20 protein-coding genes and 1 tRNA gene are annotated in these 23,276 nt (G+C 71.0%); 11 read left to right on the top strand and 10 right to left on the bottom strand.

Annotation, left to right across the window (positions count from 1 at the left end):
* Positions 1 to 18: 18 nt before the first annotated feature.
* From CES90_RS24660 to CES90_RS24650, 3 genes are read right to left on the bottom strand one after another with little or no spacing between them, the layout of a single operon-like run.
* Positions 19 to 906: a carbohydrate ABC transporter permease gene (locus CES90_RS24660; RefSeq protein WP_189784027.1), complete on the bottom strand. Its 888-nt coding sequence runs from the start codon at positions 904 to 906 to the stop codon at positions 19 to 21.
* The gene (locus CES90_RS24655) at positions 903 to 1,898 is read right to left on the bottom strand and encodes a carbohydrate ABC transporter permease (RefSeq protein ID WP_189784028.1); all 996 of its coding nucleotides are present in this window, start codon (positions 1,896 to 1,898) and stop codon (positions 903 to 905) included. The genes CES90_RS24660 and CES90_RS24655 overlap by 4 nt, the downstream gene beginning before the upstream one ends.
* A complete protein-coding gene (locus tag CES90_RS24650; RefSeq protein WP_189784029.1) occupies positions 1,895 to 3,205 on the bottom strand; it encodes an ABC transporter substrate-binding protein in 1,311 nt (436 codons plus the stop codon). Before CES90_RS24650 ends, CES90_RS24655 begins: the two co-directional genes overlap by 4 nt.
* Positions 3,206 to 3,686: 481 nt before the next feature.
* Here CES90_RS24650 and CES90_RS24645 point away from each other — a divergent pair, with 481 nt between their 5' ends.
* Positions 3,687 to 4,454, top strand: coding sequence for a class I SAM-dependent methyltransferase (locus CES90_RS24645; protein WP_189784030.1), 768 nt, complete (start codon positions 3,687 to 3,689; stop codon positions 4,452 to 4,454).
* On the opposite strand, the gene CES90_RS24640 is transcribed toward CES90_RS24645, so the two are convergent.
* Both CES90_RS24640 and CES90_RS24635 read right to left on the bottom strand, forming a co-directional pair.
* Entirely contained in the window at positions 4,429 to 5,868 is a 1,440-nt protein-coding gene (locus CES90_RS24640) for a sensor histidine kinase (RefSeq protein ID WP_189784031.1), read from the bottom strand. The genes CES90_RS24645 and CES90_RS24640 overlap by 26 nt on opposite strands.
* Positions 5,865 to 6,575 carry a response regulator transcription factor gene (locus CES90_RS24635; protein ID WP_189784032.1) on the bottom strand — a complete coding sequence of 237 codons (711 nt, stop codon included), beginning with the start codon at positions 6,573 to 6,575 and terminating at the stop codon, positions 5,865 to 5,867. Before CES90_RS24635 ends, CES90_RS24640 begins: the two co-directional genes overlap by 4 nt.
* A 100-nt stretch (positions 6,576 to 6,675) precedes the next feature.
* Here CES90_RS24635 and CES90_RS24630 point away from each other — a divergent pair, with 100 nt between their 5' ends.
* Entirely contained in the window at positions 6,676 to 7,233 is a 558-nt protein-coding gene (locus tag CES90_RS24630) for a hypothetical protein (protein WP_189784033.1), read from the top strand.
* 22 nt (positions 7,234 to 7,255) lie between these two features.
* On the opposite strand, the gene CES90_RS24625 is transcribed toward CES90_RS24630, so the two are convergent.
* Together CES90_RS24625 and CES90_RS24620 are read right to left on the bottom strand one after the other, a co-directional pair.
* Positions 7,256 to 8,125, bottom strand: a complete 870-nt coding sequence (locus CES90_RS24625; RefSeq protein WP_189784034.1) for a spermidine synthase — start codon at positions 8,123 to 8,125, stop codon at positions 7,256 to 7,258.
* Positions 8,126 to 8,174: 49 nt separating this feature from the next.
* Positions 8,175 to 8,549, bottom strand: coding sequence for a hypothetical protein (locus CES90_RS24620; protein ID WP_189784035.1), 375 nt, complete (start codon positions 8,547 to 8,549; stop codon positions 8,175 to 8,177).
* A 284-nt stretch (positions 8,550 to 8,833) separates the two neighbouring features.
* Here CES90_RS24620 and CES90_RS24615 point away from each other — a divergent pair, with 284 nt between their 5' ends.
* Complete coding sequence (locus CES90_RS24615; RefSeq protein ID WP_189784036.1) at positions 8,834 to 10,345, top strand: hypothetical protein; 1,512 nt, start codon at positions 8,834 to 8,836, stop codon at positions 10,343 to 10,345.
* Between the two features lie 274 nt (positions 10,346 to 10,619).
* Here the strand turns inward: CES90_RS24615 and CES90_RS24610 are convergent, their stop codons facing one another.
* Positions 10,620 to 11,225, bottom strand: a complete 606-nt coding sequence (locus CES90_RS24610; RefSeq protein WP_189784037.1) for a histidine phosphatase family protein — start codon at positions 11,223 to 11,225, stop codon at positions 10,620 to 10,622.
* A 172-nt stretch (positions 11,226 to 11,397) separates the two neighbouring features.
* Here CES90_RS24610 and CES90_RS24605 point away from each other — a divergent pair, with 172 nt between their 5' ends.
* The 7 genes from CES90_RS24605 to CES90_RS24575 all read left to right on the top strand — a co-directional run bounded on the left by CES90_RS24605 (position 11,398) and on the right by CES90_RS24575 (position 18,330).
* Complete coding sequence (locus tag CES90_RS24605; protein WP_189784038.1) at positions 11,398 to 12,498, top strand: phosphatase PAP2 family protein; 1,101 nt, start codon at positions 11,398 to 11,400, stop codon at positions 12,496 to 12,498.
* On the top strand, positions 12,449 to 13,708 hold the full coding sequence (locus tag CES90_RS24600) for a hypothetical protein (protein WP_189784166.1): 1,260 nt from the start codon (positions 12,449 to 12,451) through the stop codon (positions 13,706 to 13,708). Before CES90_RS24605 ends, CES90_RS24600 begins: the two co-directional genes overlap by 50 nt.
* Positions 13,699 to 15,303, top strand: coding sequence for a hypothetical protein (locus tag CES90_RS24595; protein ID WP_189784039.1), 1,605 nt, complete (start codon positions 13,699 to 13,701; stop codon positions 15,301 to 15,303). Before CES90_RS24600 ends, CES90_RS24595 begins: the two co-directional genes overlap by 10 nt.
* 184 nt (positions 15,304 to 15,487) lie before the next feature.
* Positions 15,488 to 16,849: an AAA domain-containing protein gene (locus tag CES90_RS24590; protein WP_189784040.1), complete on the top strand. Its 1,362-nt coding sequence runs from the start codon at positions 15,488 to 15,490 to the stop codon at positions 16,847 to 16,849.
* 113 nt (positions 16,850 to 16,962) lie between these two features.
* Positions 16,963 to 17,325, top strand: coding sequence for a hypothetical protein (locus CES90_RS24585; protein ID WP_189784041.1), 363 nt, complete (start codon positions 16,963 to 16,965; stop codon positions 17,323 to 17,325).
* A 278-nt stretch (positions 17,326 to 17,603) separates the two neighbouring features.
* Positions 17,604 to 18,266, top strand: a complete 663-nt coding sequence (locus tag CES90_RS24580) for a bifunctional DNA primase/polymerase (protein ID WP_189784042.1) — start codon at positions 17,604 to 17,606, stop codon at positions 18,264 to 18,266.
* Positions 18,257 to 18,330, top strand: a tRNA-Lys gene (locus CES90_RS24575). The genes CES90_RS24580 and CES90_RS24575 overlap by 10 nt, the downstream gene beginning before the upstream one ends.
* Positions 18,331 to 18,402: 72 nt before the next feature.
* Here the strand turns inward: CES90_RS24575 and CES90_RS24570 are convergent.
* Positions 18,403 to 19,734 (bottom strand): M6 family metalloprotease domain-containing protein, encoded by a 1,332-nt coding sequence (locus CES90_RS24570; protein WP_373313388.1) that lies wholly within the window; start codon positions 19,732 to 19,734, stop codon positions 18,403 to 18,405.
* A 674-nt stretch (positions 19,735 to 20,408) separates the two neighbouring features.
* On the opposite strand from CES90_RS24570, the gene CES90_RS24565 reads away from it, so the two are divergent.
* Complete coding sequence (locus tag CES90_RS24565) at positions 20,409 to 22,163, top strand: putative bifunctional diguanylate cyclase/phosphodiesterase (protein ID WP_229913929.1); 1,755 nt, start codon at positions 20,409 to 20,411, stop codon at positions 22,161 to 22,163.
* Between the two features lie 3 nt (positions 22,164 to 22,166).
* Here CES90_RS24565 and CES90_RS24560 read toward each other — a convergent pair whose 3' ends face one another.
* Complete coding sequence (locus tag CES90_RS24560) at positions 22,167 to 23,273, bottom strand: LLM class flavin-dependent oxidoreductase (protein WP_189784045.1); 1,107 nt, start codon at positions 23,271 to 23,273, stop codon at positions 22,167 to 22,169.
* Positions 23,274 to 23,276: the final 3 nt, after the last annotated feature.

Genomic DNA, 23,276 nt, shown 5'->3' with positions numbered 1-23,276 from the left:
AATTGCAGGAAGGTGGCGTCAGCCCTTGTTGGCGCCCAGGGTCAGACCGCCCACGAACTGCCGCTGGAGCAGGAAGTAGACGATCAGGGTGGGGATCGCGGTGAGCAGGGCGCCGGCGGCGACGAGGTTGTTGTCCGTGAAGAACTGGCCGGAGAGGTTGTTCAGCGCCGAGGTGATCGGCATGTTCTCACCGGTCGAGATCAGCACGAGCGCCCAGAAGAAGTCGTTGTAGATCCAGATGGACAACAACGTGGCCAGCGCGGCCATCGCCGGACGGCACAGCGGCAGCACGATCTGCCAGTACATCCGCCATACCGAGGCGCCGTCGACGAGGGCTGCCTCGGTCAGCTCGTGCGGCAGCGAGCGCATGTAGTTGCTCAGCACGAAGGCGCAGAACCCGGACTGGAAGGCGACGTGGATGAGGATCAGGCCGAGGGCGGAGTCGTACAGCTTGCCGCTCATGGTGATGCCGGGCAGGTCGATGAGCAGGTACAGGCGGTACAGCGGGGTGATGATGACCTGCTGCGGGAGCAGGTTGCCGGCGGTGAAGACCAGCAGCAGCGCCAGGTTGATCCGGAAGTCGAAGCGGCTGACGTAGAAGGCGACCATCGACGACAGGAACAGGGTGAGCAGCACCGCCGGCACGGAGACGATCAGCGTGTTCACGAAGTAGTGCGTCATGTCCGACTGGGTGAACGCGTTCGTGAAGTTCTCGAAGGTCAGCGTGTCGGGCCAGGACACATAGCCCTTCTCACTCGTCTCCGAGTACGGCCGCAGGGCCGCGTAGATCGCCCACAGCAGCGGGGCGAGCCAGGCCAGTGCGGCGCCGGCGAGGAAGACGTGCAGCAGGATCCGGGCGGGGCGGACGGAGGTGCGCTGCTTGCCCAGCGCGCTCACGGTGCTCATGCTTGCCGCTCCTTGCGGAAGGTGCTGATCAGATACGGGATGATCACGACGAGCGAGATCGCCAGGAGCACGACCGCGATCGCCGAGCCGTAGCCGATGCGGCTGGACTCACCGATGATGTTGCTGGTCACCAGGATGGAGAGCAGCTCGGTGCCCTCGGCTCCGCCGTTGAAGACGAAGACCAGGTCGAAGGCGCGCAGGGCCTCGATGATGGTGACGACCAGGACCACGGTGTTGGTGGGGCGCAGGGTGGGGAAGATGACGTTCTTGAACGTCTGCCACTCGTTCGCCCCGTCCAGCGCGGACGCCTCGCGCAGCGAGGGGTCGACGCCCTTGAGGCCGGCCAGGTAGAGGATCATCATGTAGCCGGTGTGGCGCCAGGACGCGGCGATGAGGACGGCCCACAGGTTGAGGTCCGGGTCGCCGATCCAGTCGATGTACTTGCCCGGCTCGTTGGCCCCGATGAGGCTGTTGATCAGACCGGTGTCGGGGTTGTAGACGAGCTGCCAGACGAAGCCGATGACGGCCATGGACAGCACGACCGGCAGGAAGAAGGCGGTCTGGTAGACCCGGCTGAAGCGGATCTTCTTGTCCAGCTGCACGGCCAGGAACAGGCCCAGCGGCGTCGGGATGAGGATCAGGACGACGAACCAGACCACGTTGTGCTCGACGGCCGGCCAGAACTGCGGGTTGTTGGTGAACAGCTCCTTGAAGTTCTCCAGCCCGACCCACTGGATGGCATCGAAGCCGATGCCGTCCCAGGTGGTGAAGGCGAGGAGGATCGAGGCGAGGGCCGTCACCCACACGAGGGCGATGTGCAGGATCGTCGGCAGGCCCGCCATCAGGCCCAGCGCGAACCGGTCGCGCGCGGTGAGCAGGCGCTTGTGGCCCTGCGGGACCTTCTTGGCGGGGACATGGGCAGAGCCCGGAGGCGGCACGGCGGCCGCCTCCGGGTTACCCGACTTCTCGATGGTGGTGTCGGCGTTGGTCATGAGGAGGCGAAGATCGTCTTCTTCTGGCGCTCGATCGACGTGAGGAGGCTGTCGATCCCCTTGGGGTCACGGATGAACTTCTGCAGCGAGGGCTGCATGACCGTGGAGGTGAAGTCCGGGCGGCTGTCGCGGTCCATGAACTGGGTCAGGGACTTGGCGCCGGAGATCATGTCGTACGCCTTCTTCTGCAGCGCGGAGTACGACGCGGTGTCGGCACCGGAGGCGGCGTGCACCGAGCTCGGGTCGGCCTTGAGGTAGATGTCCTCGGCCTCCGTGGTGCCCAGGAACTCCAGGAGCTTGACGGCCTCGGCCTTGTTCTTGGGGTTCTTGCTCATCATGTAGCCGTCGGTGGGCGCCTCGACGGTGTCCTGGCCGTACGCCGGATCGATCTCCGGGAAGGCGAAGAAGTCGAGGTCGTCGAGGTCTTCCTTGTTGGTGAACTGCTGGGCGACGAAGGTGCCCAGCAGGTACATGCCGGCCTTCTTCGACGCCAGGGTCTGCGCCGCGTCCTGCCAGGTACGGCCGACGGCGCCCTCCTGGTGGTACGGGAGGATCTCCGACCACAGGTCGAACACCGACTTCACCTTGGCGTCGGTCCAGGAGGCCTTGCCCGCCATCAGCTCGACGTGGAAGTCGTAGCCGTTCTTGCGGAAGTTGATCTGGTCGAAGGTGCCGAGCGCGGGCCAGGCGTCCTTGTCGCCGAAGGCGATCGGGACGAGGCCGTCCTTCTTCATCTGCTTGCACAGGGCGATCAGCTGGTCCCACGTGGTGGGAACCTCGTAGCCCTTCTCCGCGAAGACGCTCTTCCGGTAGAAGAGGGCCCAGGGGTACGAGTAGAGCGGCACGAAGTAGTACTTGCCGTCCTCGCCCTTGCTGAGCTTCTGCATCGCCTCGGGGAAGTTGCCCCCGATAGTCTTCCACACGTCGTCGATCGGCGTGGCCAGGCCCTTCGCCGCGAAGAACTGCATGCGGTAGCCGGCGAACCAGGTGAACACGTCGTCCGGCGTGCCCTGGAGGTAGGAGTTGATCTGCTCCTGGAAGGTGTTGGAGTCCTTCGTGTTCACGTCGACCGTGATGCCGGTCTTCTTCTTGTACGCCGCGTAGATCTCGGCGAACGCCTTCTTCGGAACCGGGTCGGACGCCTTCGAACCCAGGGTGACGGTCTTCGGGTCCGCGGCCGTGCCGCTGCCGCCGCAGGCACTGAGCAGCGGTATCCCCGCGCCGAGTGCCGCGGCGCCGCCTATGCCGCGCAGCAGTGTGCGGCGACTGGTGCCGGGGACGGAGAGACCGGAGGGTGTGACGTGCATTGCGGCTCCCTGGAGACGTGGTTCGGTCGTTGAGGGCGTTCGTTGCAAGATCCAGTCGAAATCAACCAGAAATCAACTTGACCGAACATTCATGGGCGCCATAACAGCCGTATGTCCGGTCAAACGTCAAGACCTCTCCACTGCCTTTGTTGAAATGTAACCGTCATGTGGCGAAACGTGATCGCGTGATAGCTCCGCTGGGGGAGCCGGGCGCGGGAGAGCTCGGGTGCCTGAGGCTATCGGGTGGAGGCGGGTGAGTGGAGGCTGTTCGCGCCCCGCGGCGGAGCCGCAGATCGATCCACCCCGCGCCCCTTCACGGCATGGGGCGCGGCCGGGGCTTTCAAGGGGCGCGGGGAACTGCGCGAGCAACCCCACACGACCCGCAGCCGAAGATCGCACCCAGGGGGTCGAAGGGGCGGCGCAGCCCCTGATCCACCGCTAGGTTCGAGGTCCACCTCAGAAAGCCGAAAGGGGACCCGGAATGGTCGAGGCGGACCGCGACATCCGCACGGTCGAGGATGTGCTCACGCTGCTGGACGGCCTGTTCGCGCCGGAGGCGGACCGCTGGACGGAGGGCGGCTCGACCTGGTGGGACGGCTTCTACGCGGACCGCTCCAAGCCGGTGCCGTTCTTCGTGCGCAAGCCCGACGAGAACCTGGTGTCCTACCTGGACCGCGGCATCGTCCCCTCGCACGGCCGCGCCCTGGACCTCGGCTGCGGCCCCGGCCGCAACGCGCTCCACCTGGCCGCCCGCGGCTTCCGGGTCGACGCCGTCGACCTGTCCCCCACCGCCATCGCCTGGGCCGAGGAACGCGCCCGCGAGGCGGGGCCGGAGAGGGCGAACGTCCGCTTCCACTGCGGGAACGCCTTCGCCTCGCCCGAGCTGACCGGCCCGTACGACCTGATCCACGACTCCGGCTGCTTCCACCACCTCCCACCGCATCGCCGCATCAGCTACCTCGCCCTCCTGGACCGGGCCCTCGCGCCCGGCGGTCACCTCTCGCTCACCTGCTTCGCCTCCGGCGCCATGGGCTCCGAACTCCCCGACGCCGCCTTCTACCGGCAGTCCGGCCTCCAGGGCGGCCTCGCCTACACCCCTGATTCCCTCCGCCGGATCTTCGCCGACCTCACGGAGATCGAACTCCGCCGCATGCAGGACGAGCCCACCGACTCGCCCCACTTCGGCGAGCCGTTCCTCTGGACCGCCCTCTTCCGCCGACCGTTCACGGAAGGGAACGAGCCCGACTGAAGGGCGACACCAGCCGCGGGTGTCCACGCCGCCGTACCGGCCCCCGCCCCCGGTGCCCCGTCCGCGCCGGGGCCCGGCCGTCCTTCCCTGTCCTTCCGTCTCCTGCGTTCAACTGGATCCATATCCGCACCTCGGTCCCGCCCAGCACCGACGACCCGAGGCGTACGTCCCCGCCCGTCGACTCGGCGAGCCGCCGCACGATGTCCAGGCCGAGCCCGGTCGAGCCGTCGCTGCCGGAGCCACGGCCGCGGGCCATCGCCGCCTCGGGGTCGGCTATACCGGGCCCGGCGTCCGAGACGAGGACGATCACCGCGTCCTCGCCGTTGTGCACGTCGACCGCGAACGCGGTGCCCTCCGCCGTGTGCCGGAAGACGTTGCCGAGGAGGGCGTCGAGGGCGGCGGCGAGGTCGGCCCGGGCGACGGGTATGCGGACCGGGCGCTCGACCCCGGCCACCCGCCACTTGCGGCCCTCGTCCTCCGCGAGGGCCGACCAGAACGCCATCCGCTCCCGCACCACCTCCGCCGCGTCGCACCCAGCACCGGGCCCCACCGCCGCCGTCTGCGGTTTGGCCTCCCGCGCCGTACGAATGATCGTGTCGACCTCCCGCTCCAGTTGCTCCACCGCCGCCCGGGTCTGCTCGGCGGCCGGCCCGTCGCCGAGCGAGGCCGCGTTGAGCCGCAGCACGGTCAACGGCGTACGCAGCCGGTGCGACAGGTCGGCCGCCAGCTCCCTCTCGTTCGCCAGCAGTTGGACCACCTGGTCGGCCATCGCGTTGAACGCCGCCGCCGCGAGCCGCAACTCCTTCGGTCCCTCTTCCGGCACGCGCGCCCCCAGCTGCCCCTCCCCCAGTTCGTGTGCGCTCTCGACCAGCCGCCGGGCGGGCCTCACCATGCGCACTCCGAGCCGATCGGCCACCGCGACCGAGCCGACGATCAGCGCGAGGCCGACCCCGGCGAGCACCGCCCAGGCCATGGCCACCCCGTTGGTGACCTCGGACTCGGGCACATACACCTCGACGACCGCTATCTCGCCGGAGCTGAGCGCGGTGGGCTGGAGCAGCGCGGAACCGCCCGGCACCTCGGTGGTCGACGCCCGGCCCAGTTCGCGCACGGTGGCGATGTCCTTGTCGGTGGCCCGCTGCCGCCCGAGGTCGATCGCGTCGGCCCCGTCACCGCCGGCCGGTAGGTGCACGGCGATCCCGTCGTCCGCGCCCGCCGACGCCACGACCCGCTCCAGCTGCTCCCGGTCGGTGGTGATGGAGAGCGCCGGAGCGATCGCCGCCGCCTCCCGCTCGGCATTGGAGAAGGCACGGTCCCGGGCCATCTCCTTGACGACGAGCCCGAGCGGCACCGCGAAGGCGACCACGACCATCGCCGTCACCGCCACACACACCTTGACCAGCGCCCACCTCATGGCCCCGCCCCCGCCCCCGCCCCCGGCGGCTCCAGCTTCACCCCGACACCCCGCAGGGTGTGCAGATAGCGGGGCTTCGCCGCCGTCTCCCCCAACTTCCGCCGCAGCCACGACAGATGCACATCTATCGTCTGGTCGTCCCCGTACGACTGCTGCCACACCTCGGCGAGCAGCTCCTTGCGCGGGACGACGACGCCGGGCCGCCCGGCGAGGAACGCGAGGAGGTCGAACTCGCGCCGGGTGAGGTCGAGTCGTACGCCGTCCAGTTCGGCCTGGCGGCGCAGTGGGTCGATCGACAGACCGCCTACGCGGATGGCCGGGGACGGCGGTGCCTCGCCGGTGGAGGGGCGGGAGCGGCGCAGCACGGCGGCCATGCGGGCGGACAGATGCTCGACCGAGAACGGCTTGGTCAGATAGTCGTCCGCACCCGCGTTCAGCAAGCGGACGATCTCCGTCTCGTCGTCCCGCGCCGTGGCGACGATCACCGGCACATCGGTGATCCCGCGCAGCATCTTCAGCGCCTCGGAGCCGTCCAGATCGGGCAGCCCGAGGTCGAGGATCACCACGTCGAAGCGGTGATGCGCGACCTCGCGCAGCGCCTCCAGGGCCGTACCGACGCTGCGCACGGTGTGCGCGGCGTCCGTCAGATGCCTGATCAGCGCCGAGCGTACGAAATGGTCGTCCTCGACCACGAGCACACTTGCCATGCGCCGCACCGTACGGCATACGGGGCAAGCCGGTTGGGGCCTGTGGACAACCCACGCCGGCACACCGCACCCGGGACACTCCTGGGGCTCGTGGGGCAGTATGGCCGCGATGCGCAGAGGACTCCTCCACCTACTGGCCTGGCTGCTCGCCACGGGCGCGGCGGCCACGCTGTCGTGGTGGGGTGTCCACTCGGTGATGGCCGGCACCGCCTACGACCCGCCCCGTGCCCTGCCCATCACAGCTGTCGACGCGAAGGCCCAGGGGGCACCCGCGCCGGACCCGGGCACTGCCCGCCCGACCCCCTCGAGCACGAAGCGACCGGCACCGGAGCCGGAGCCGGAGCCGGACAAGAGCGACCGCGCCGAGCCCTCGCCGACCCCTTCGGAGTCCGCGCCACCCAGCGCCGGTCCGAGTGCCGGCACACCCACCTACTCCGGCCGGATCAAGAGCTACGACACCGAGGGCGGCCGGGCCGTCTTCTCCCTCGACGACACATACGCGACCCTCGTCTCGGCCACGCCCGGTTCGGGCTGGTCGATGCAGGTGTGGAAGACGGAGACGTGGATCCGGGTCGAGTTCGCGTCCGGCGCGGACCGGGTGACGGTGTTCTGCACCTGGCACGACAGCGCGCCCCGCGTGGCCGTCCAGACCTACTGAAGGCCGGCCCGGCGACCGGCGGTCAGCGGAACGCCGACGGCGGTGGGGCCGGTGAGGCGATGGCCGCCGCGTCCGTCACCGGCACCGCGCCACCCGTGAAGTCGGTGAGCGCCTTGCCGTGCTCGACCCGGCCCGGATGCGGGTCGGAGGCGGCGCGACGGGTCAACTCGGCGATGGGCAGCGGCTGGTCGGAGGCGACGAGGACCGCGTTGCCGAACCGTTTGCCCCGCAGCACGGTCGGGTCGGCGACGAGTGCCAGCTCGGGAAAGACGGCCGCCGCGGTGGCGATCTGGCCGCGCAGATGGGCGAGCGGGGGCCCGTCGGCGAGGTTGGCGGCGTAGAACCCGCCGGGCTTCACCACCCGACGCACCTCCATGAGAAATTCCGTCGACGTCAAATGCGCCGGCGTGCGCGCCGCGCTGAACACATCCGCGATCACCAGATCCGCCCATCCCTCGGGCACCTTGGCAAGCCCTTCCCGCGCGTCCACCGACCGCACCCGTATCCGCGCGTTCGGATCCAACGGCAGCTCACGGCGCACCAGTTGGACGAGGGCGGCATCACGTTCGACGACCTGTTGGGTGGAGCGGGGCCGGGTGGCGGCGACATACCGAGCGAGGGTGAAAGCGCCCCCACCGAGATGAACGGCGTGCACGGCCCGAGCGGGCGGCGCGACAAGATCGATCACATGCCCGAGACGCCGCTGATACTCGAAGGAGAGATGAGCCGGATCATCGAGATCGACATGCGACTGCGGCGCCCCGTCGACAAGCAACGTCCAGGCCCGCGCCCGATCCCGATCGGGCAGCAACTCGGCAAGCCCGCCATCGACCTTCTCGACCACGGCTTCAGCGGCCTGCCGCCGCGCCGCCCCCTTCTTCGACCTGCCCATCAACCCATTATCGGGGCGGGACGACATGGCCGCTGGTCAAGCACCCGGCTCACCTGCAGTTGTCGGCCGCCTCAATCAACCGAGCCGCCTCGCCCAGCGCAGCCCTGAGCACCGCAGGATCCGTCGCGAGGTCCGCCTCCCCGGGCGGCAGCAGCCAGTCCGCACCATCGGCGGGCGCCAACACCGCCCCCCGGCCGTCGCTGTGCGTACACGTGCTGCCCGGCACGTCCCACGCGTCCGCCGTTCCGGGCGGGACGAGGAATCCGAGCGTGCCACAGCTGTCGTCGTGCAGAACGGGACCGACCGTCATGACGGGCCCCACCGCGTCGACGGCACCGCGGCGGAGGATGTCGACCGCCTCCAGTCCCTGCCGCGCGGGCACGGTCACCAGGTCGCACTCGGAACGGGGTTCGACGTTCTTCATCCGGGCCTCCCACACATACGAGCCAGCTCCCGGTCCACGTTGCCCAACGCGTCAGTCCGTCAACGGCTACGGCGAAACTGCGCCGCAAAGGATGGCAGTTCATGGCAGATCAAGGATGAGATATCCGGTTTGTAGCCAAACCTCGCGTCGGGGCACCGGTGGGGCCGGTACGTTCTTGCCCGCCGGACACAGAGGAATCAACTGTGCGGAATCAACCATGCAGGACACGCACAACTCCTCCCTGTTCCGGCACGGTTCGACGGTTCGCGAGAGAGGGCCCGGCCATGGCGTCGTCATCGGTGACCTCAACCCAGTCCCCCCGACCACAGCGGCCGAACCTCGCCTTTCGGCAGCTGCGCGGGCAGCGTTCGCCTGGCGAGTTCGCCGCCGCGGTACGGCGGGCCGCGCGTGAGATCGGCGAGCGGGTGAGCTGTGACGCGCGCTACGTCGGGAGGGTCGAGGCGGGCGAGATCCGCTGTCCCAACTACGCGTACGAGCGGGTGTTCCTGCATATGTTCCCCGGCCGGACACTGACCGACCTGGGCTTTGCGCCCCGCGCGGAGGTACGCGGTCGGGGGGCGCGCCCCGCCGAGGAGGCGCCCTCCTCTCGCACCAAGAGCCGTTCGCACTCCTCGCACGGCACGAGGGGTGAGACGGAAGGGGCGTACGAGCCGTATGACACGCAAGAGATGTACGACATGCGGGACCCGCTGGGCGACACGGGCTGTACGCACGGCCGGCGGGACACGCAGCAGACGTACCAGAACCACGAGGAGAGCGACGTGCAGCGTCGCGCATTCATGACCGGGGGTACGGCCGCGATGGCGGCCGCCTCGTTCGGCCCGTTCGCCCTCGGTGGCACGGCGTCCGCCGCGGGCCGTTCCGTCCACCGGGCGGGTACGGCGGAGGCGGGCGCCCTCGAAGCGGCCGTACGCAAGATCCGGCTGCTCGACGACCGGCACGGGGCGGACGGCCTGTACCGCAGGGCCTCGGCGCCGCTGCGGGCCGCGTACTCACTGCTCGACGCGGGCACCACCCGGCAGTCCACCACCGACCGGCTGTACGCAGGCGCGGGTGAACTCGCCATCTCCGTGGGCTGGTTGGCCCATGACTCGGGGCGTTTCGACGACGCCCGCTCACATTACGCGGAGGCGCTGGCCACGGCCCGGATGGCGGGGGACCCCGGCCTGGAGGCGCACGCGTTCTGCAACACGGCCTTCCTCGCGCGCGACGCGGGACGGCCGCGGGAGGCCGTACGGGCGGCGCAGGCGGCACAGCGGGTCGCGCGGCCGCTCGGTTCGCCGCGGCTGATGTCGCTGCTGGCGCTACGGGAGGCGGGCGGCTGGGCGGGGCTCGCCGACCGCACGGGGACCGAGCAGGCGTTGGCCCGAGCGCATGCCCTGTACGCGCGCGGGACCTCCGACGCCGATCCGGAGTGGATGAGCTTCTACGGGGAGGCCGAGCTGGAGGGGCTGGAGGCGCAGTGCTGGTCCACGCTGGGGGACTGGCCTCGGGCGGCGCGGCACGCGCGGCGGGCAGCCGGGCTGCAGAATCCGCACTTCACGCGGAACATCGCGCTCTACACCGCCGAGCTCGCGGATGATCTCGCGCGTGGGGGGCGGCCCGATGAGGCCGCGGCGGCCGGGATGCGGGTGCTCGATCTTCTGGACGAGGTCCAGTCCTCGCGGGTGCAGCAGATGCTGGCCGGTACCGCGCGCGTGCTGTTGCCGCACCGGAGGGCCTCTGGGGTCTGCGCGTTTCTGGAGCGGCACGCGGGGGTCGCGCGTACGGCGTAGCCCGTCCTGACTGCGGGCAGTCGTGCCGCTGGGGCGATGGGGGCACCTCCCGCTCATGGGGGCCCCTCCCGCTCATGGGGGCACCTCCCGCTCATGGGGGCACCTCCCGCTCGAGCGAAGCCGAGAGTGGGGGAGAAGCCGAGAGTGGGGGAGAAGCCGAGAGTGGGGGAGAAGCCGAGAGTGGGGGAGGGTGGGCGCAGCGGCACCCTGTGAGCGCCGGCAAGCGCGACCCACCCCCGCCCAGCCGCGAACGCCGGGCGCCGACACACAACGGCTAGCCGGCCAGGTGCCCCGTGTCGTTCCAGGACTCGATCGCCGGTTCCCCGTAGGCCCAGCCCAGCACCGACAGCGACGTCGGGTTCAGCCGTACCCGCGCCGCGAAGTCGATGCCCAGCCCCAGCCACCGTGCCGCTATGGAGCGCAGGATGTGCCCATGGGCGAAGACGAGGACATCGCTGCCGTCGCGCTCGGCGGACCGCGCCCACGCGACCACCTCGTCCGCGCGCGCGGTGAGCTGCCGAAGGGTCTCCCCTTCGGGGACACCGTCGCGCCACATCAGCCACCCCGGCCGGAAGGACCGAATCTCGGCGGGGGTGAGTCCCTCGTACGCCCCGTAGTCCACCTCCATGAGCGTGTCCCAGACGGTGGCGCGGTCGCCGAAGCCGGCCAGTTCGCAGGTCTCACGCGCGCGTGAGAGGGGACTCGTACGGACCTCGACACCGGGCAGCCCGTCCAGGGGTGCCCGGTGGAGGCGCTCGCCGAGGAGCTTCGCGCCGCGTCGGCCCTCTTCGAGGAGGGGGATGTCCGTCCTGCCGGTGTGCTTGCCGAGCAGGGACCATTCCGTCTGTCCGTGCCGGGCCAACAGGATGCGCGGTGCCATGAGGTGGCCTTTCGGGTGTCTTCTGCGAGAAGGAAAAATTAAGGGGCGGTTGTTTCCATCATCGCTCAGGCTGTCGGGGAGCAACCCGTGAGGCGATAGCGGCGTCTTGGACAACATCCTGCACACGAAGCACAGATGAACACAGGCGAAAGCGGATGGGGGAGGCGATCGGATGCCGCAGGCCGAGGCGACCGAGGCACCGGTCGGCGAGGGTATCGAGGCATCGGTCGGCGAAGGGCCTGGCGCATCGGTCCGCGAAGGGTCCGGCGCACCGATCACCGAGACGGCTCCGCACGCCCGGCCCCGGCTCCGGCTCCGCTGGTGGCGCGAGCTGCCGCTGATCCTGCTGGTGTACGGGGCGTACTCGGCCGGCCGGCTCCTCGCGCGCGGCGACACGGCGAACGCCGTCGACCACGGCCTAGCGATCCTGCGCGTCGAGAAGGCCCTGTGGCTGAACGCCGAGCATCCGCTGAACCGGCTGTTCACCCGCGAACCCTGGATAGGGATACCCGCCGACTTCTGGTACGCGTCCCTGCACTACCTCGTCACCCCCGTACTCCTGGTGTGGCTCTTCCGCTCCCGCACCGCGCACTACCGCGCGGCCCGCACCTGGCTGATGACCTCCACCTTCATCGGCCTGATCGGCTTCACCCTGTACCCCACCTGCCCACCCCGGCTCCTGCACTCGGCGCAGGGCTTCGTCGACACGATGGCCCACTACAGCGCGTGGGGCTGGTGGGGCGGCGAGGCCAGCGCGCCCCGAGGGCTCGGCGGCATGACGAACCAGTACGCGGCGATGCCGAGCCTGCACGTCGGCTGGTCGCTGTGGTGCGGTGTCATCCTGTGGCGTCTCGGCGGCGGCTCGCGCCTGGTGAGGACAGCGGCCGTCTCGTATCCGCTGATCACGACGATCGTGGTGATGGGCACCGCGAACCACTACTTCCTCGACGCGGTGGCGGGCGCGGCCGTGATGGGGGCGGGTCTGCTGCTCACGCCGGTGGTGCTGCGGGCCGTGGACCGGTGCCGGGTCTCGCTCGGGCTCGGAGTGTCGGCCGGGCCGGAGGGCAAGCCGGAGACCGGCCCGGAGTGGGGGCGCGCCGAGGAGTCCGTCACACCGGTCGCGGCCGCCTCTCGGGGCACGGTTTCCCCAATTGTCAGTGGTGGGTGCCAGACTTCCCCGGGTGAGCGAATTCCACGGCAGCGGATCACCGAACCCGAGCCGGGTGCCGTCTCCTCGGACGCGGGGGACGGCGCTGCGGCAGCGGCTCGCTGAGCTGCGCGGACCCGAGGTCCCACCCAAGGCGCTGGACGCGCGCGCCCTCGCCGCGCTCGCGGCCAACCCCGGCTGCGAGCGGCGCGCGCTGCTGGACGGCGCGGGGGTGAACAAGGCGGTGCTGGCGAGCGCGCTCGGCTCGCCCTCCGCCTTCGGCCAGTCCCAGTTCGCCTTCATGCGGGGCAACGCCTTCGAGGCCCGGGTCAAAGCGGACGGCGGCGCGGAGCTGCTGCGGCTGGTGCACGAGAAGCTGGACCCGGGAGCCGAACCGCCGACCACGGCCTCGGTCCCCGACCTCGCCGCCGTCGGCCCCGAGGGCCGCGCCGCCCGTACGGCGCTGGCGCTGCGCGAGGCCACGGACACCGGCGGCTGGGCGCTGCTCGACCACCCCATGCTGGCGCTGGACGTCGCGGGCTCCCCCGCCTTCCTGGAGCCGGACGCGGTGGTGGTGCACCCGGACGGCACCTGGACGGTCGTGGAGATCAAGTCCTTCCCGATGCTGGACGGTTCGGCGGACGCGGCGAAGGTCGGCGCGGCGGCCCGCCAGTCCGCGGTGTACGTCCTGGCCCTGGAGGAGGTCGCCGCCCGGCTCGGCGCGGAGCCGGAGGGGCGCGCCGGTGTCGAGGGGGCGAGCGCGCGGAGGCCCGAAGGGTCGAGCACGGTCGTCCCCTCGACACCGGCTGAGGCGCCCCGGAGGCGGAGCGCCCAAAAGGGCGGCCCGGCGCCCGAGGTGCGTCACCGGGTGCTGCTGGTGTGCCCCAAGGACTTCACCAACCTCCCTACGGCCGCCGCGGTGGATGTCCGTAAGCAACGGGCGGTCACCCGCCGCCAGTTGACCCGGCTCACCCGTATCGAGGAGATCGCGGACTCCCTCCCCGAAGGGACCTGCTTCGCCCCGGATCTTCCCCAGGAGGAGCTGACGACCGCCGTCGAGGCCCTCTCCGCCACCTACGCCCCCGAGTGCCTGGCCGCCTGCGAGCTGGCCTTCCACTGCCGGGCCCGCTCCCGCGCGGAGGGCGCGGTGACGTCCCTGGGGCGCGCCGCACGGGCCGAGCTGGGCGGCCTCACCACGGTCGAGGACGTACTGGCGGCGGCCCACGGCATGGCCGGCGACCCCGACGACCCGACGGTGGCGGCGCTGCGGAGAGCCGCGGAGCTGCGGGCGGAGGCGCTGAGCGCCGAATCCACCGGGGGTGGGACATGTCGCTGATGTCGACCCTGGCCCGCCTCGAAGCCGTCAGCACGGGCCGGGCCCAGCCCAGCGCCACCGTCCGCCACCGGCATCTCTCCGAGCACCCACTCGTCTTCGTGCCGCTCACCACCGCCGGTGAGGCCGGGGCCCCGCTGGGCGCGCTCGTCGGCACCGACCGGGACACGCCGCGCCTGCTGGTGGTGCCACAGCCCCGGGACCGTGATCTGCGGTTCGCGTTCCTGGTGGAGCTCGCCGACGTCGTACTGCCGTACATGGACGCGTACGCCGACGTCGTGGAGGCCGCCGAGCGGGGCGAGACCGATCCCGAGACCGGCAAGCGGGTCAAGGTCGAGGTCGAACTGTGCGCGGACGCCCCGCAGTTGATCGTGCCCAGCCGCACGGGCATCGACTTCGTACGGCTCCTCGGGCGCTCCATGCGGTTCAGGCGCACCGCAGAGCAGGATCCGGAGGCACCGCATCCGGCGCCGCCGCGGGTGCCGCTGCTCGGGCGGTGGCTCACGCACTTCGGGGAGCGGGCGCGGGTGCCGGGCTCCTCACTGCTGCTCGCCCTGACCGACCTGCTGTCACACCACTGGGCGACCGGGCAGTCCGGCGTCGAGGACCAGCACCTGGGGTCGCTGCTCGCCTGGATCGACCCCCCGGAGGGGCAGTCGGGCGAGGCGGCGGCGCGGTGGGCCGAGCTGGCGCGGGACACGGAGGGCCAGCTGCTGTGTCCGCCCGCCGGTCCCGCCACCGACCCGGCGTTCGACAACAAGCTGCTGGCCCCGGCCATCGAGCGGTACGACCGGGCACGGCTCGCCCTGGCCGCCGCCGAGGACGGCATGGAGGCCGACGACCGGCTGGGGGCGCTGACCGCCGCCGAGCGGGAGATCCGGGCCCTGGTCGAGAGCCGCACCCGGCCCACCTGGGACGCGGTCTGGCACGGCCTCGACCTGCTGCGTCGCGATCTGCCGGAGGAGGGTGCCCATGTGGCCGACCGGTGGACCCGCGACCGCTGGTCCTTCACCGGCCACCGGGATCGTGTCCTCGCCGGGGAGCCCCCGCAACCGCGCATCGACGACGCGGTCACCGCCGCGAACAAACTGGCCGCGCGGGAGCGGGAGCAGGCCCGCCTCGACGCCCAGGAGGCCCTGGACGACCCGCTCGTCATGGCCGGGCGACGGCTGGCCGGGGAGGCGTTCGCCGGTGAGGTCGTCGAGGTGGTGATGGCGTACAGCGAGGGCAAGCGGCCCAGCCCACGGCCGCTGGTCACCGTACGGACGCAGGACCGGCCGCATCTCGGGGAGCGTGCGAAGGTGTACCGCTCGCTGGGCGGAAAGCCGCAGACGGCCGAGTTCGTGGGGTACGAGGACGACGGCGCCCTGGTGGTGCTGCGGATCATGGACAAGATGGGGCGCGGCAAGGAGCCGGAGGAGGGGTCCGTCCCCGAGAAGGGCGACCTTCTCTGCTTCACCCTCTTCGAGCACGACCAGCGGGGCGGAGCCAAGCTGCCCGACCCCGAGGAGACACCGTGGACGCACGGCGGGCCGCCGGGTGAGGCGGCCGCCGTGTCCGAAGTCGCCGACCCCGTGACCGAGGAGGACGTGCTTTGAACCCTCCCCCTTGCGAACAAGCGGGATTCCTGGCTCACGCCGCTCGACCGCTCAACGAGCGCCCGAGTCTTCCGCGATCAACACCAGCCGGGTTGGAACCAGCCCGGTCTCCCCAGAGATTGGAGTTTGCTGTGCTGGCTTGGCTCTCGCTCAGCACACAACGAAGCTACCATCCGTCACCTGAATGGCACAACCAGTGACGGACCAGGACCGGAAAGCTCCTATTGATCCCGGTATCGCCGCCGCACAGGCCACCGACTCGATTCTCCGCGACACCCTGCACGGCACCGCGCGCGGTGTCGTCGTCGACTCGCCGCCCGGGGCCGGGAAGTCCACGCTCGTCGTGCGCGCCGCGCTCGAGCTCGCCTCCGCCGGGCGCCCGTTGATGATCATCGCGCAGACGAACGCGCAGGTGGACGACCTGGTGATCCGGCTCGCGGAGAAGGACGCGGACCTCCCGGTCGGGCGGCTGCACAGCAGCGACAGCGACCCGTACGACAAGGCGCTGGACGCTCTGCCGAACGTACGGAAGTCGACGAAGGCGGCCGAGCTCGCCGGGCTCGACGTCGTGATCTCCACGGCCGCCAAGTGGGCGCACGTCAAGGGGGTCGAGCCGTGGCGGCACGCGATCGTCGACGAGGCGTACCAGATGCGGTCGGACGCGCTGCTGGCCGTGGCGGGGCTGTTCGAGCGGGCGCTGTTCGTGGGCGACCCCGGGCAGCTGGACCCGTTCGCGATCGTCGGCAGCGAGCAGTGGGCGGGGCTGTCGTACGACCCGTCGGCCTCGGCGGTGACGACGCTGCTCGCCCACAACCCCGAGCTGCCGCAGCACCGGCTGCCGGTGTCGTGGCGGCTTCCGGCGTCCGCCGCGCCGCTCGTCTCGGACGCGTTCTATCCGTTCACGCCGTTCCGGAGTGGTACGGGGCACGGGGACCGGCGGCTCGGGTTCGCGGTGCCGTCGGACGGCTCGGGTCCCGACCGGGTCATCGACGAGGCGGCCGAGTCGGGGTGGGGGCTGCTGGAGCTGCCGGCGCGGCACACGCCCCGCACCGACCCCGAGGCGGTACGGGCGGTCGCGCGGGTCGTACGGCGGCTGCTCGACCGGGGTGGGGCGGCGACCTCGGAGCGGTCCGAGGAGCCCGTGCCGTTGACCGCCGACCGGATCGCCGTCGGAACCGCCCATCGGGACCAGGCCGCCGCCGTGCGCTCCGCGCTGGCCGAGCTGGGGGTCGCCGATGTGGTCGTGGACACGGCGAACCGGCTCCAAGGGCGGGAGTACGACGTCACGGTCGTCCTGCATCCGCTGTCCGGGCGGCCCGACGCGACGGCGTTCCATCTGGAGACCGGGCGGCTGTGCGTGCTCGCGTCACGGCACCGGCATGCGTGCATCGTGGTGTGCCGGGCCGGGGTGACCGAGCTCCTCGACGACCATCCGTCGACCGAGCCGGTGCAGCTGGGGGTGACCGTGAAGTTCCCGGACGGGTGGGAGGCGAACCACGCGGTGCTGGCGACGCTTGCGGAGCATCGGGTGGGGTGGCGGCCTTAGGGCGCCAAGGCTTGATGCCTACTTGCGCGGTCACGAGACAATGGACGGTGGCCCTCCTTTTGGGACGCCCCCGGGGACAGGCCCACTGAACCGTCGTACGAGGAGGACGAGACATGGCGGAGCCCACGCCGCGTCGGCACGAACCGCGGCTACGCCCCGCGCCCCTGCTCTTCGAGCCGGCGGAGGCGGCCGGTGATCCCGAGCACTTCTTCGATCTGGAGTCGATCGACGATCCGCGGGCGTTGTTGGCGCGGGCGACGGAGTTGGCGCAGGCGTTTCGGGCGGCGGCGGATCGGGCGGTGGAGTTCCAGGCGATCGCGGCGGCGCAGCTTGCCGATCCTCGGCGGTTCGATCGGCTGACCGCGGCGGATGTCGCGGAGCGGGCGGAGTGGACCGAGGACTATGCGAAGAAGATGATCGAGTTTGGGCGGGATCTGTTGCGGGGCCGGGATGCGAGCGGGCCGGAGGTCATCTGAGGGCTTCTCTGAGGCCTGGCTGTACGTGACCCGGCGCGGGGCTGAGCTCGGGGCGGGGTTTCGCTCACCGGCGCCGGCCGGGTGCCGCTACGCCCACCCTCCCCCGCTCTCGGCTTCGCTCGAGCGGGAGGTACCCCCATCGTCCCAGCGGCACGATTGCGTCCAGATACGACCCCCGGCATATGCCGGGTGGGCAAGATAGCCCACTTGCCCTGCTCCCGTACCGGAATTCGGCAACCCTGGGGAATCGGGTGGTGACGGGCGGTAGATCTGGATGTATGAGCGGTGGGACTGGATCGGGCAGGTGTCCGAAGGGTGGACTGGGCGCTTCGGGGGTCACGGTGGAGGGGGCGGCTTGGCTGGCCTCGGCGGGGACGTATCCGCGTAGCACGTTGGCGTTGTGGGAGGAGCGGCCGGCGGCGCCGGTGGTGCTGCCTTGCGGGACCGTGTTCGATGTCGTCAGTGTGCCGGCGATCTTCGGGCGGCGGATGCTCGACCGGCTGTGGGACGAGGGGCCCGGGTCCGGACCGGTGGCCGTGTACCGCGGACGCATGCTGCTCTTCGCCTCGCCCGGCACCGCCCACCGCCTGCCCGCGCTCCTGGAGTGGGAGGAATGGGGCTCCCCCGGCCGCACCGGCGCCGTTCCGCCGCTCCTCTGTCACGGCGCCGGAGACGCGGTGACCGTCCCCGCAGTGCGCACCACCGGCACCACCGGCACCACTGACACCACCGACACCACCGACCCCGGCGAGCACGCCCGGCTCGGGTCTCGGTGGGTCGTCGCCCCGGACACCCGGGGGCCATGGCTGCCGGGGCCCGAGGTCCTGCTCTGGGCGGCCGTCCGGGCGGCCCGTGCGAGCGCCTCCGCGACCGTGCGGATATCGATTTTTCCTCCCGCCGATCAGGGTGCTAATGTCTACGACGTCAGCAGGCGCCGCTAGCTCAGTTGGTTAGAGCAGCTGACTCTTAATCAGCGGGTCCGGGGTTCGAGTCCCTGGCGGCGCACGACACGAAGAAGCCCCTCGCGGAAGCGAGGGGCTTCTTGCGTCCGGCGTCGAGACCGCTATGCCGAGACCGCTATATCGAGGGCCGCCATCCCGTCGTGACCTTCACGATCCACGCCCCGGACGGTGTACGGCCCTCCACCTCCACCCGTACCCCCTCCCCCGGCACCGTGAAGCTCTCTCCGACCCCCACCGGGGCGTCCGCGAGCGGCGGATAGACGGAGTCCTCCCAGCAGGCCTCGGTGCGCGGATGGGCGTCGAGGACCTCGATGGGGCCGCTGCCGGACTCGGTGCCGCCGCGGATGCGGTAGACGAGGACGCCCTGGGTGCAGACGGCGTGGTCGTTGCCGACCGCGCCCCGCGCCTCGATGGCGAGCGCACTGTCGGGACCGGTACGGATGACCGCCAGCTTCGTCCCCCGACCGGAACCGAAGGCCGGCGCCCCGGCCACCACACCACTGGTACCACCGCTGCCGCCGGCACCGGCACCCTCACCCTCACCCGCACCCTCACCCGCACCCGCACCCGCACCCGCACCCGCACTCACGTATGCCCCCCACGACCCCGCCACCGCCCCCGCCCCCACCGCCTCCAGCGTCAACCGCGTGCTCCCCACCCCCCGCACACACGCCACCTGGTGCGGCTCCAGCCAGCCCAGCTTCCACTTGTGCCAGGCGAACAGGTCCGGCGCGAGGGCGAACTGGCTGCCCATGAGGTCCCAGTCGCCGACGTGGGTGTCCCAGTCGCCCTTGCCGTCGACGGGGCGGTGGTAGAGGTCGGGCAGGTCGAAGACATGGCCGGTCTCATGGGCGAGGACCAGGCGGTCCGGCGGATGCTTCTCGAACACGGTGACGACCCGGTGGAGGTCCGTGTCGTCGACAGTCAGCGGCGTTTCGAGATTCACCACCTTCGTCGCGTCCGAGTCGACGCCGGGCGCGTGCGGGTCGGCGATGAAGTACACGATGTCGTAGCGGGAGAAGTCGACGTGCGGGTCGGCCGCCTCGAGCGCGTCCTTCAGGTAGGCGGCGCGGTCGGCCGCGTGCCAGTCACGCCTTATGGCGTACGCCGTCGACGGCCGCGGCATCTGCAGCCACTCGCGGCGTGGATGCGGCCGGAGCGCGAACTTGCCGTACGAGGCGCGTTCGAAGAACTGGCTGGTGGCGGGAAAGTGATCGGCGGTCAGCTCGGCCGGAGTGGTAAGGGGGGTCGCGTCCGGGAAAGAAAGGAACACCAGTACCGCATCGAGGTCACGGGTGGGACGCGGATATGCGGAGTTCCAAGTGTCCAAGCCTTCCGAGTGGTGCGCGTGGGTCCGTCGCAGCGCGCATGCCTCGGACAGGGGTACGGCGACCGAGGGCGCCGCGATCAGGGAGGTCGCGGCGAGCGCGGTCATCGAGGTCGCCATGGCCGCCGCTCTGCGCAGATCGGACGCCCGGTCGCCGAGGAGACCCTGCCACAGAGGCCGCAGAGACCGCAGAGGCCACAGAGGTCGCAGAGGCCACAGAGGTCGCAGAGGCCCCTTCCCGGGGAGCGGACGCTGCACGGAGACCTCCGGATGCGGATCTTGGGAACACCGCATCCAGATTTTCGGAATTAGTAATACTTTGCCCTGTTTGTCTACACCGGACGAGTGAGGGGCGGTCAGATAGTCAGCGGGGGTCGACGCCCCGGACGCTCACGGAACGTCACAGGCGTTCGATGCCACATCAACGCCTCGGGGAAGTCGTTCAGCTCGGGGCAGAAACGATCTGTCGGATCAGGTCGTTGTTCAGGGAGACTGGGGAGTGGCTAGAAGGCCCTGGGGCCAGCCTCTATGATCGGCACACTTTCCTGCACAGACACGCTTGAGAGATCCGTACGAAAACGAGTGCACTGCGGGAGCGAACGGTGAGCGGAACGTCCCAAGGGCCGGCGCCCGCGGTAGAGCTCGTCCAGCCGGCGATTACAGAGCGTCACGTCAATGGTACGGTTCAGTCGTCGACCCCCACATCGGCACCCACACCGACGTCCACACCGGAGAGCCCCGTCGCCTCCGACGCGCCCGCCGTACCCGCCGCCTTCTCCGCCGCGCCGCTGGCCATGGCCGTCGTCGACCGGGACGGGCTGGTCGTCACCGCCAACGAGGCGATGGGGGCGCTGCTAGGGACCGCGACGGAGGCAACGGAGACGACGGAGACGTTGACGGGGCGGGTCGCGGCCGAGCTGGTGGACCTGGCCTCGGACCCGCGTACCTGGCACGCCTACCGCGAGGTGCTGCGCGGGCGGCAGGCCCGGCTGCGCTGCACACGCCGGCTCAAACGTCCCGACGGGACCTCGTTGTGGGTGCAGGTATCGGTGGCGCCGCTGCCCGAGGAGGAGCGGGCGATCCTGCTCTCGGTCGCCGACATCAGCGCAAACCGTCAACTTCAAGCCAGGCTCCGCCACTTGCAGATGCACGACCCGGTGACCCGGCTCCCCAACCGCGCCTTCTTCTTCGAACGCCTCACCGCCGCCCTGGAGCGGGACGCGTACGACGTGTACGACGCGGTCGGCACCGGCCGGATCGGCCTCGTCTACCTGGACCTGGACGGGTTCAAGGCGGTCAACGACACCCTCGGCCACCGCGTCGGCGACCGGCTGCTCGCGGCCGTGGCCGAGCGGCTCACCCGGTGCGCCGAGGCGGCGGGGCACACCCGGGTCTGCACCATGCCCGGCACCTCCGCCGGCGCGCCGCTGGTGGCCAGACTCGGCGGCGACGAGTTCGCCCTGCTGGTCGAGGACTCCACGGGCACCGAGCAACTCGCCGATCTGGCCGAGTCCGTCCTCAAGGCCCTGCAGGCGCCGTTCGACCTGTCCGGTCAGCGGTTGTCCGTCTCCGCCTCGATCGGGGTCGTGGAACGGCAGTCCGCGAGTGCGACCGCGACCGGGCTGATGCAGGCCGCCGATACGACGCTGTACTGGGCGAAGGCCGACGGCAAGGCCCGCTGGACGCTGTTCGATCCCGAGCGCAACGCCCACCGGATGACCCGTCAGGCCCTGTCGTCGACGCTGCGGGCGGCCGTCGGGCGGGGCGAGTTCGTCCTGGAGTACCAGCCGCTGGTGGGCATGGCGGACGGCGAGGTGCGCGGGGTGGAGGCGCTGGTGCGCTGGCACCACCCGCAGTTCGGCGTGTTGACGCCGAATCGGTTCATCTCACTGGCCGAGGAGGACGGTTCGATCGTCCAGCTCGGGCGGTGGGTCCTCGCCACCGCCTGCCGACAGGCCCGGCGCTGGCAGCTCGACCACCCCGACCGCGCCCCGATCTTCGTCAGTGTGAACGTCGCCGTCCGCCAGGTCTGGGACTCCGACCTCGTCGCCGACGTCGCCGAGATCCTCGCCGAGACCGGGCTCGCCCCGCACCTGCTCCAGCTCGAACTCACCGAGTCCGCGCTCATGGGCTCCGCCGGCCGCCCCCTCCAGGCCCTCAAGGCCCTCAGCGACATGGGCGTACGTATCGCCATCGACGACTTCGGCACCGGCTACTCCAACCTCGCGTATCTGAGCCGGCTGCCGGTCTCCGTACTGAAGCTGGACGGGGCGTTCGTACGGGGGTTCCAGTTCGAGACCCCGCAGGAGGACCGGGACGAGGACGACGGCCAGCCGAACCCGGCCGACGAGATCATCGTCGAGGCCCTCGTCCAACTCGCCCACCGGCTCGGGCTGACCGTCACCGCGGAGGGCGTCGAGACCGACGCCCAGGCCTCCCGGCTGCGCCGGCTCGGCTGCGACACCGGTCAGGGGTGGCTGTATTCCCGGGCGGTGTCGCCGCAGCGGATCGCCGAGATACTGGGGGCGGCGGCCTGTCCTCGGGCCTGACGCTCAGTTCGCCGGGGTGCCGTTGGTGCGCGGCAAGTCGTAGGCGTCCGCGATCAGTTCGTACGAGCGCAGGCGCAGGTCGGCACTGTGGGCGTGTGTGGTGAGCATCAACTCGTCGGCGCCGGTGCGCTTTTGGAGGTCGTCGAGGCGGGTGGTGACCTCGTCGATGCCGCCGTGGACGACGTCCGCGTTCCAGGAGTCGATGAAGTCCTTCTCGACCACGCTGAATTCGTACGCCTCCGCCTCCTCCGGGGTCGGAACGAGGCCGGGGCGGCCGGTGCGCAGGCGGACCATGTTCAGGGCCGCCGCCCTCACCTGACGGCGGGCGTCCTTCTCGTCGTCCGTGGCGAGTGCCGACACGCCGATCAGCGCGTACGGGGTGTCGAGGACCGCGGAGGGACGGAACGACTCGCGGTACAGGTCGAGGGCCGGGATCGTGTTCCGCGCCGAGAAGTGGTGGGCGAAGGCGAAGGGCAGGCCGAGGGTGCCGGCCAGGCGGGCGCTGAAGCCGGAGGAGCCGAGCAGCCAGATCGGGGGGCGGTGCGGGGACTGTACGCCGCCGGGTGAGGTGCCCTGGATGGGGCCCGGGACCGCGTGGATACGGCGGTAGGGGTGGCCGTCGGGGAAGTCGTCGTCCAGGAAGCGGGTCAGCTCCGCGAGTTGCTCGGGGAAGTCGTCGGCGCCTTCGTGGAGGGTGACTGTGCGGCGGAGGGCGGCGGCTGTGGGGCCGTCTGTGCCGGGGGCCCTGCCGAGGCCGAGGTCTATGCGGCCGGGGGCCATCGCTTCGAGTGTGCCGAACTGCTCCGCGATGACCAGGGGGGCGTGGTTGGGGAGCATGACTCCGCCCGAGCCCAGGCGGATGCGGGTGGTGTGGGCGGCCAGGTGGGCGAGGATCACCGCGGGGGACGATGATGCGACGCCTGGCATGGAGTGGTGTTCTGCGACCCAGTAGCGGTGGTAGCCGCGGGCTTCTGTCTGTCGGGCGAGGGTGACGCTTGTGCGGAGGGCGTCTGTGGCTGTGCGGCCGGCGCCTACCGTGACCAGGTCCAGGACGGAGAGGGGGGCGGGGGCGGTGCCGTGGGCTCCGCCTCGTATCTCGTCTGTGGTCACGGT

This window comes from Streptomyces capitiformicae, from assembly GCF_002214185.1.
Taxonomy (GTDB): domain Bacteria; phylum Actinomycetota; class Actinomycetes; order Streptomycetales; family Streptomycetaceae; genus Streptomyces; species Streptomyces capitiformicae.
Note: the sequence above shows the minus strand (reverse complement) of the source record. Positions and strands in the feature narration are given on the sequence as shown.

Bases quoted from the DNA above. Each gene is read 5' to 3' on its own strand.
- CES90_RS24660 (WP_189784027.1), bottom strand. From the start codon at position 906: ATGAGCACCGTGAGCGCGCTGGGCAAGCAGCGCACCTCCGTCCGCCCC.
- CES90_RS24655 (WP_189784028.1), bottom strand. From the start codon at position 1,898: ATGACCAACGCCGACACCACCATCGAGAAGTCGGGTAACCCGGAGGCG.
- CES90_RS24650 (WP_189784029.1), bottom strand. From the start codon at position 3,205: ATGCACGTCACACCCTCCGGTCTCTCCGTCCCCGGCACCAGTCGCCGC.
- CES90_RS24645 (WP_189784030.1), top strand. From the start codon at position 3,687: ATGGTCGAGGCGGACCGCGACATCCGCACGGTCGAGGATGTGCTCACG.
- CES90_RS24640 (WP_189784031.1), bottom strand. From the start codon at position 5,868: ATGAGGTGGGCGCTGGTCAAGGTGTGTGTGGCGGTGACGGCGATGGTC.
- CES90_RS24635 (WP_189784032.1), bottom strand. From the start codon at position 6,575: ATGGCAAGTGTGCTCGTGGTCGAGGACGACCATTTCGTACGCTCGGCG.
- CES90_RS24630 (WP_189784033.1), top strand. From the start codon at position 6,676: ATGGCCGCGATGCGCAGAGGACTCCTCCACCTACTGGCCTGGCTGCTC.
- CES90_RS24625 (WP_189784034.1), bottom strand. From the start codon at position 8,125: ATGGGCAGGTCGAAGAAGGGGGCGGCGCGGCGGCAGGCCGCTGAAGCC.
- CES90_RS24620 (WP_189784035.1), bottom strand. From the start codon at position 8,549: ATGAAGAACGTCGAACCCCGTTCCGAGTGCGACCTGGTGACCGTGCCC.
- CES90_RS24615 (WP_189784036.1), top strand. From the start codon at position 8,834: ATGGCGTCGTCATCGGTGACCTCAACCCAGTCCCCCCGACCACAGCGG.
- CES90_RS24610 (WP_189784037.1), bottom strand. From the start codon at position 11,225: ATGGCACCGCGCATCCTGTTGGCCCGGCACGGACAGACGGAATGGTCC.
- CES90_RS24605 (WP_189784038.1), top strand. From the start codon at position 11,398: ATGCCGCAGGCCGAGGCGACCGAGGCACCGGTCGGCGAGGGTATCGAG.
- CES90_RS24595 (WP_189784039.1), top strand. From the start codon at position 13,699: ATGTCGCTGATGTCGACCCTGGCCCGCCTCGAAGCCGTCAGCACGGGC.
- CES90_RS24590 (WP_189784040.1), top strand. From the start codon at position 15,488: ATGGCACAACCAGTGACGGACCAGGACCGGAAAGCTCCTATTGATCCC.
- CES90_RS24585 (WP_189784041.1), top strand. From the start codon at position 16,963: ATGGCGGAGCCCACGCCGCGTCGGCACGAACCGCGGCTACGCCCCGCG.
- CES90_RS24580 (WP_189784042.1), top strand. From the start codon at position 17,604: ATGAGCGGTGGGACTGGATCGGGCAGGTGTCCGAAGGGTGGACTGGGC.
- CES90_RS24570 (WP_373313388.1), bottom strand. From the start codon at position 19,734: ATGGCGACCTCGATGACCGCGCTCGCCGCGACCTCCCTGATCGCGGCG.
- CES90_RS24565 (WP_229913929.1), top strand. From the start codon at position 20,409: ATGGCCGTCGTCGACCGGGACGGGCTGGTCGTCACCGCCAACGAGGCG.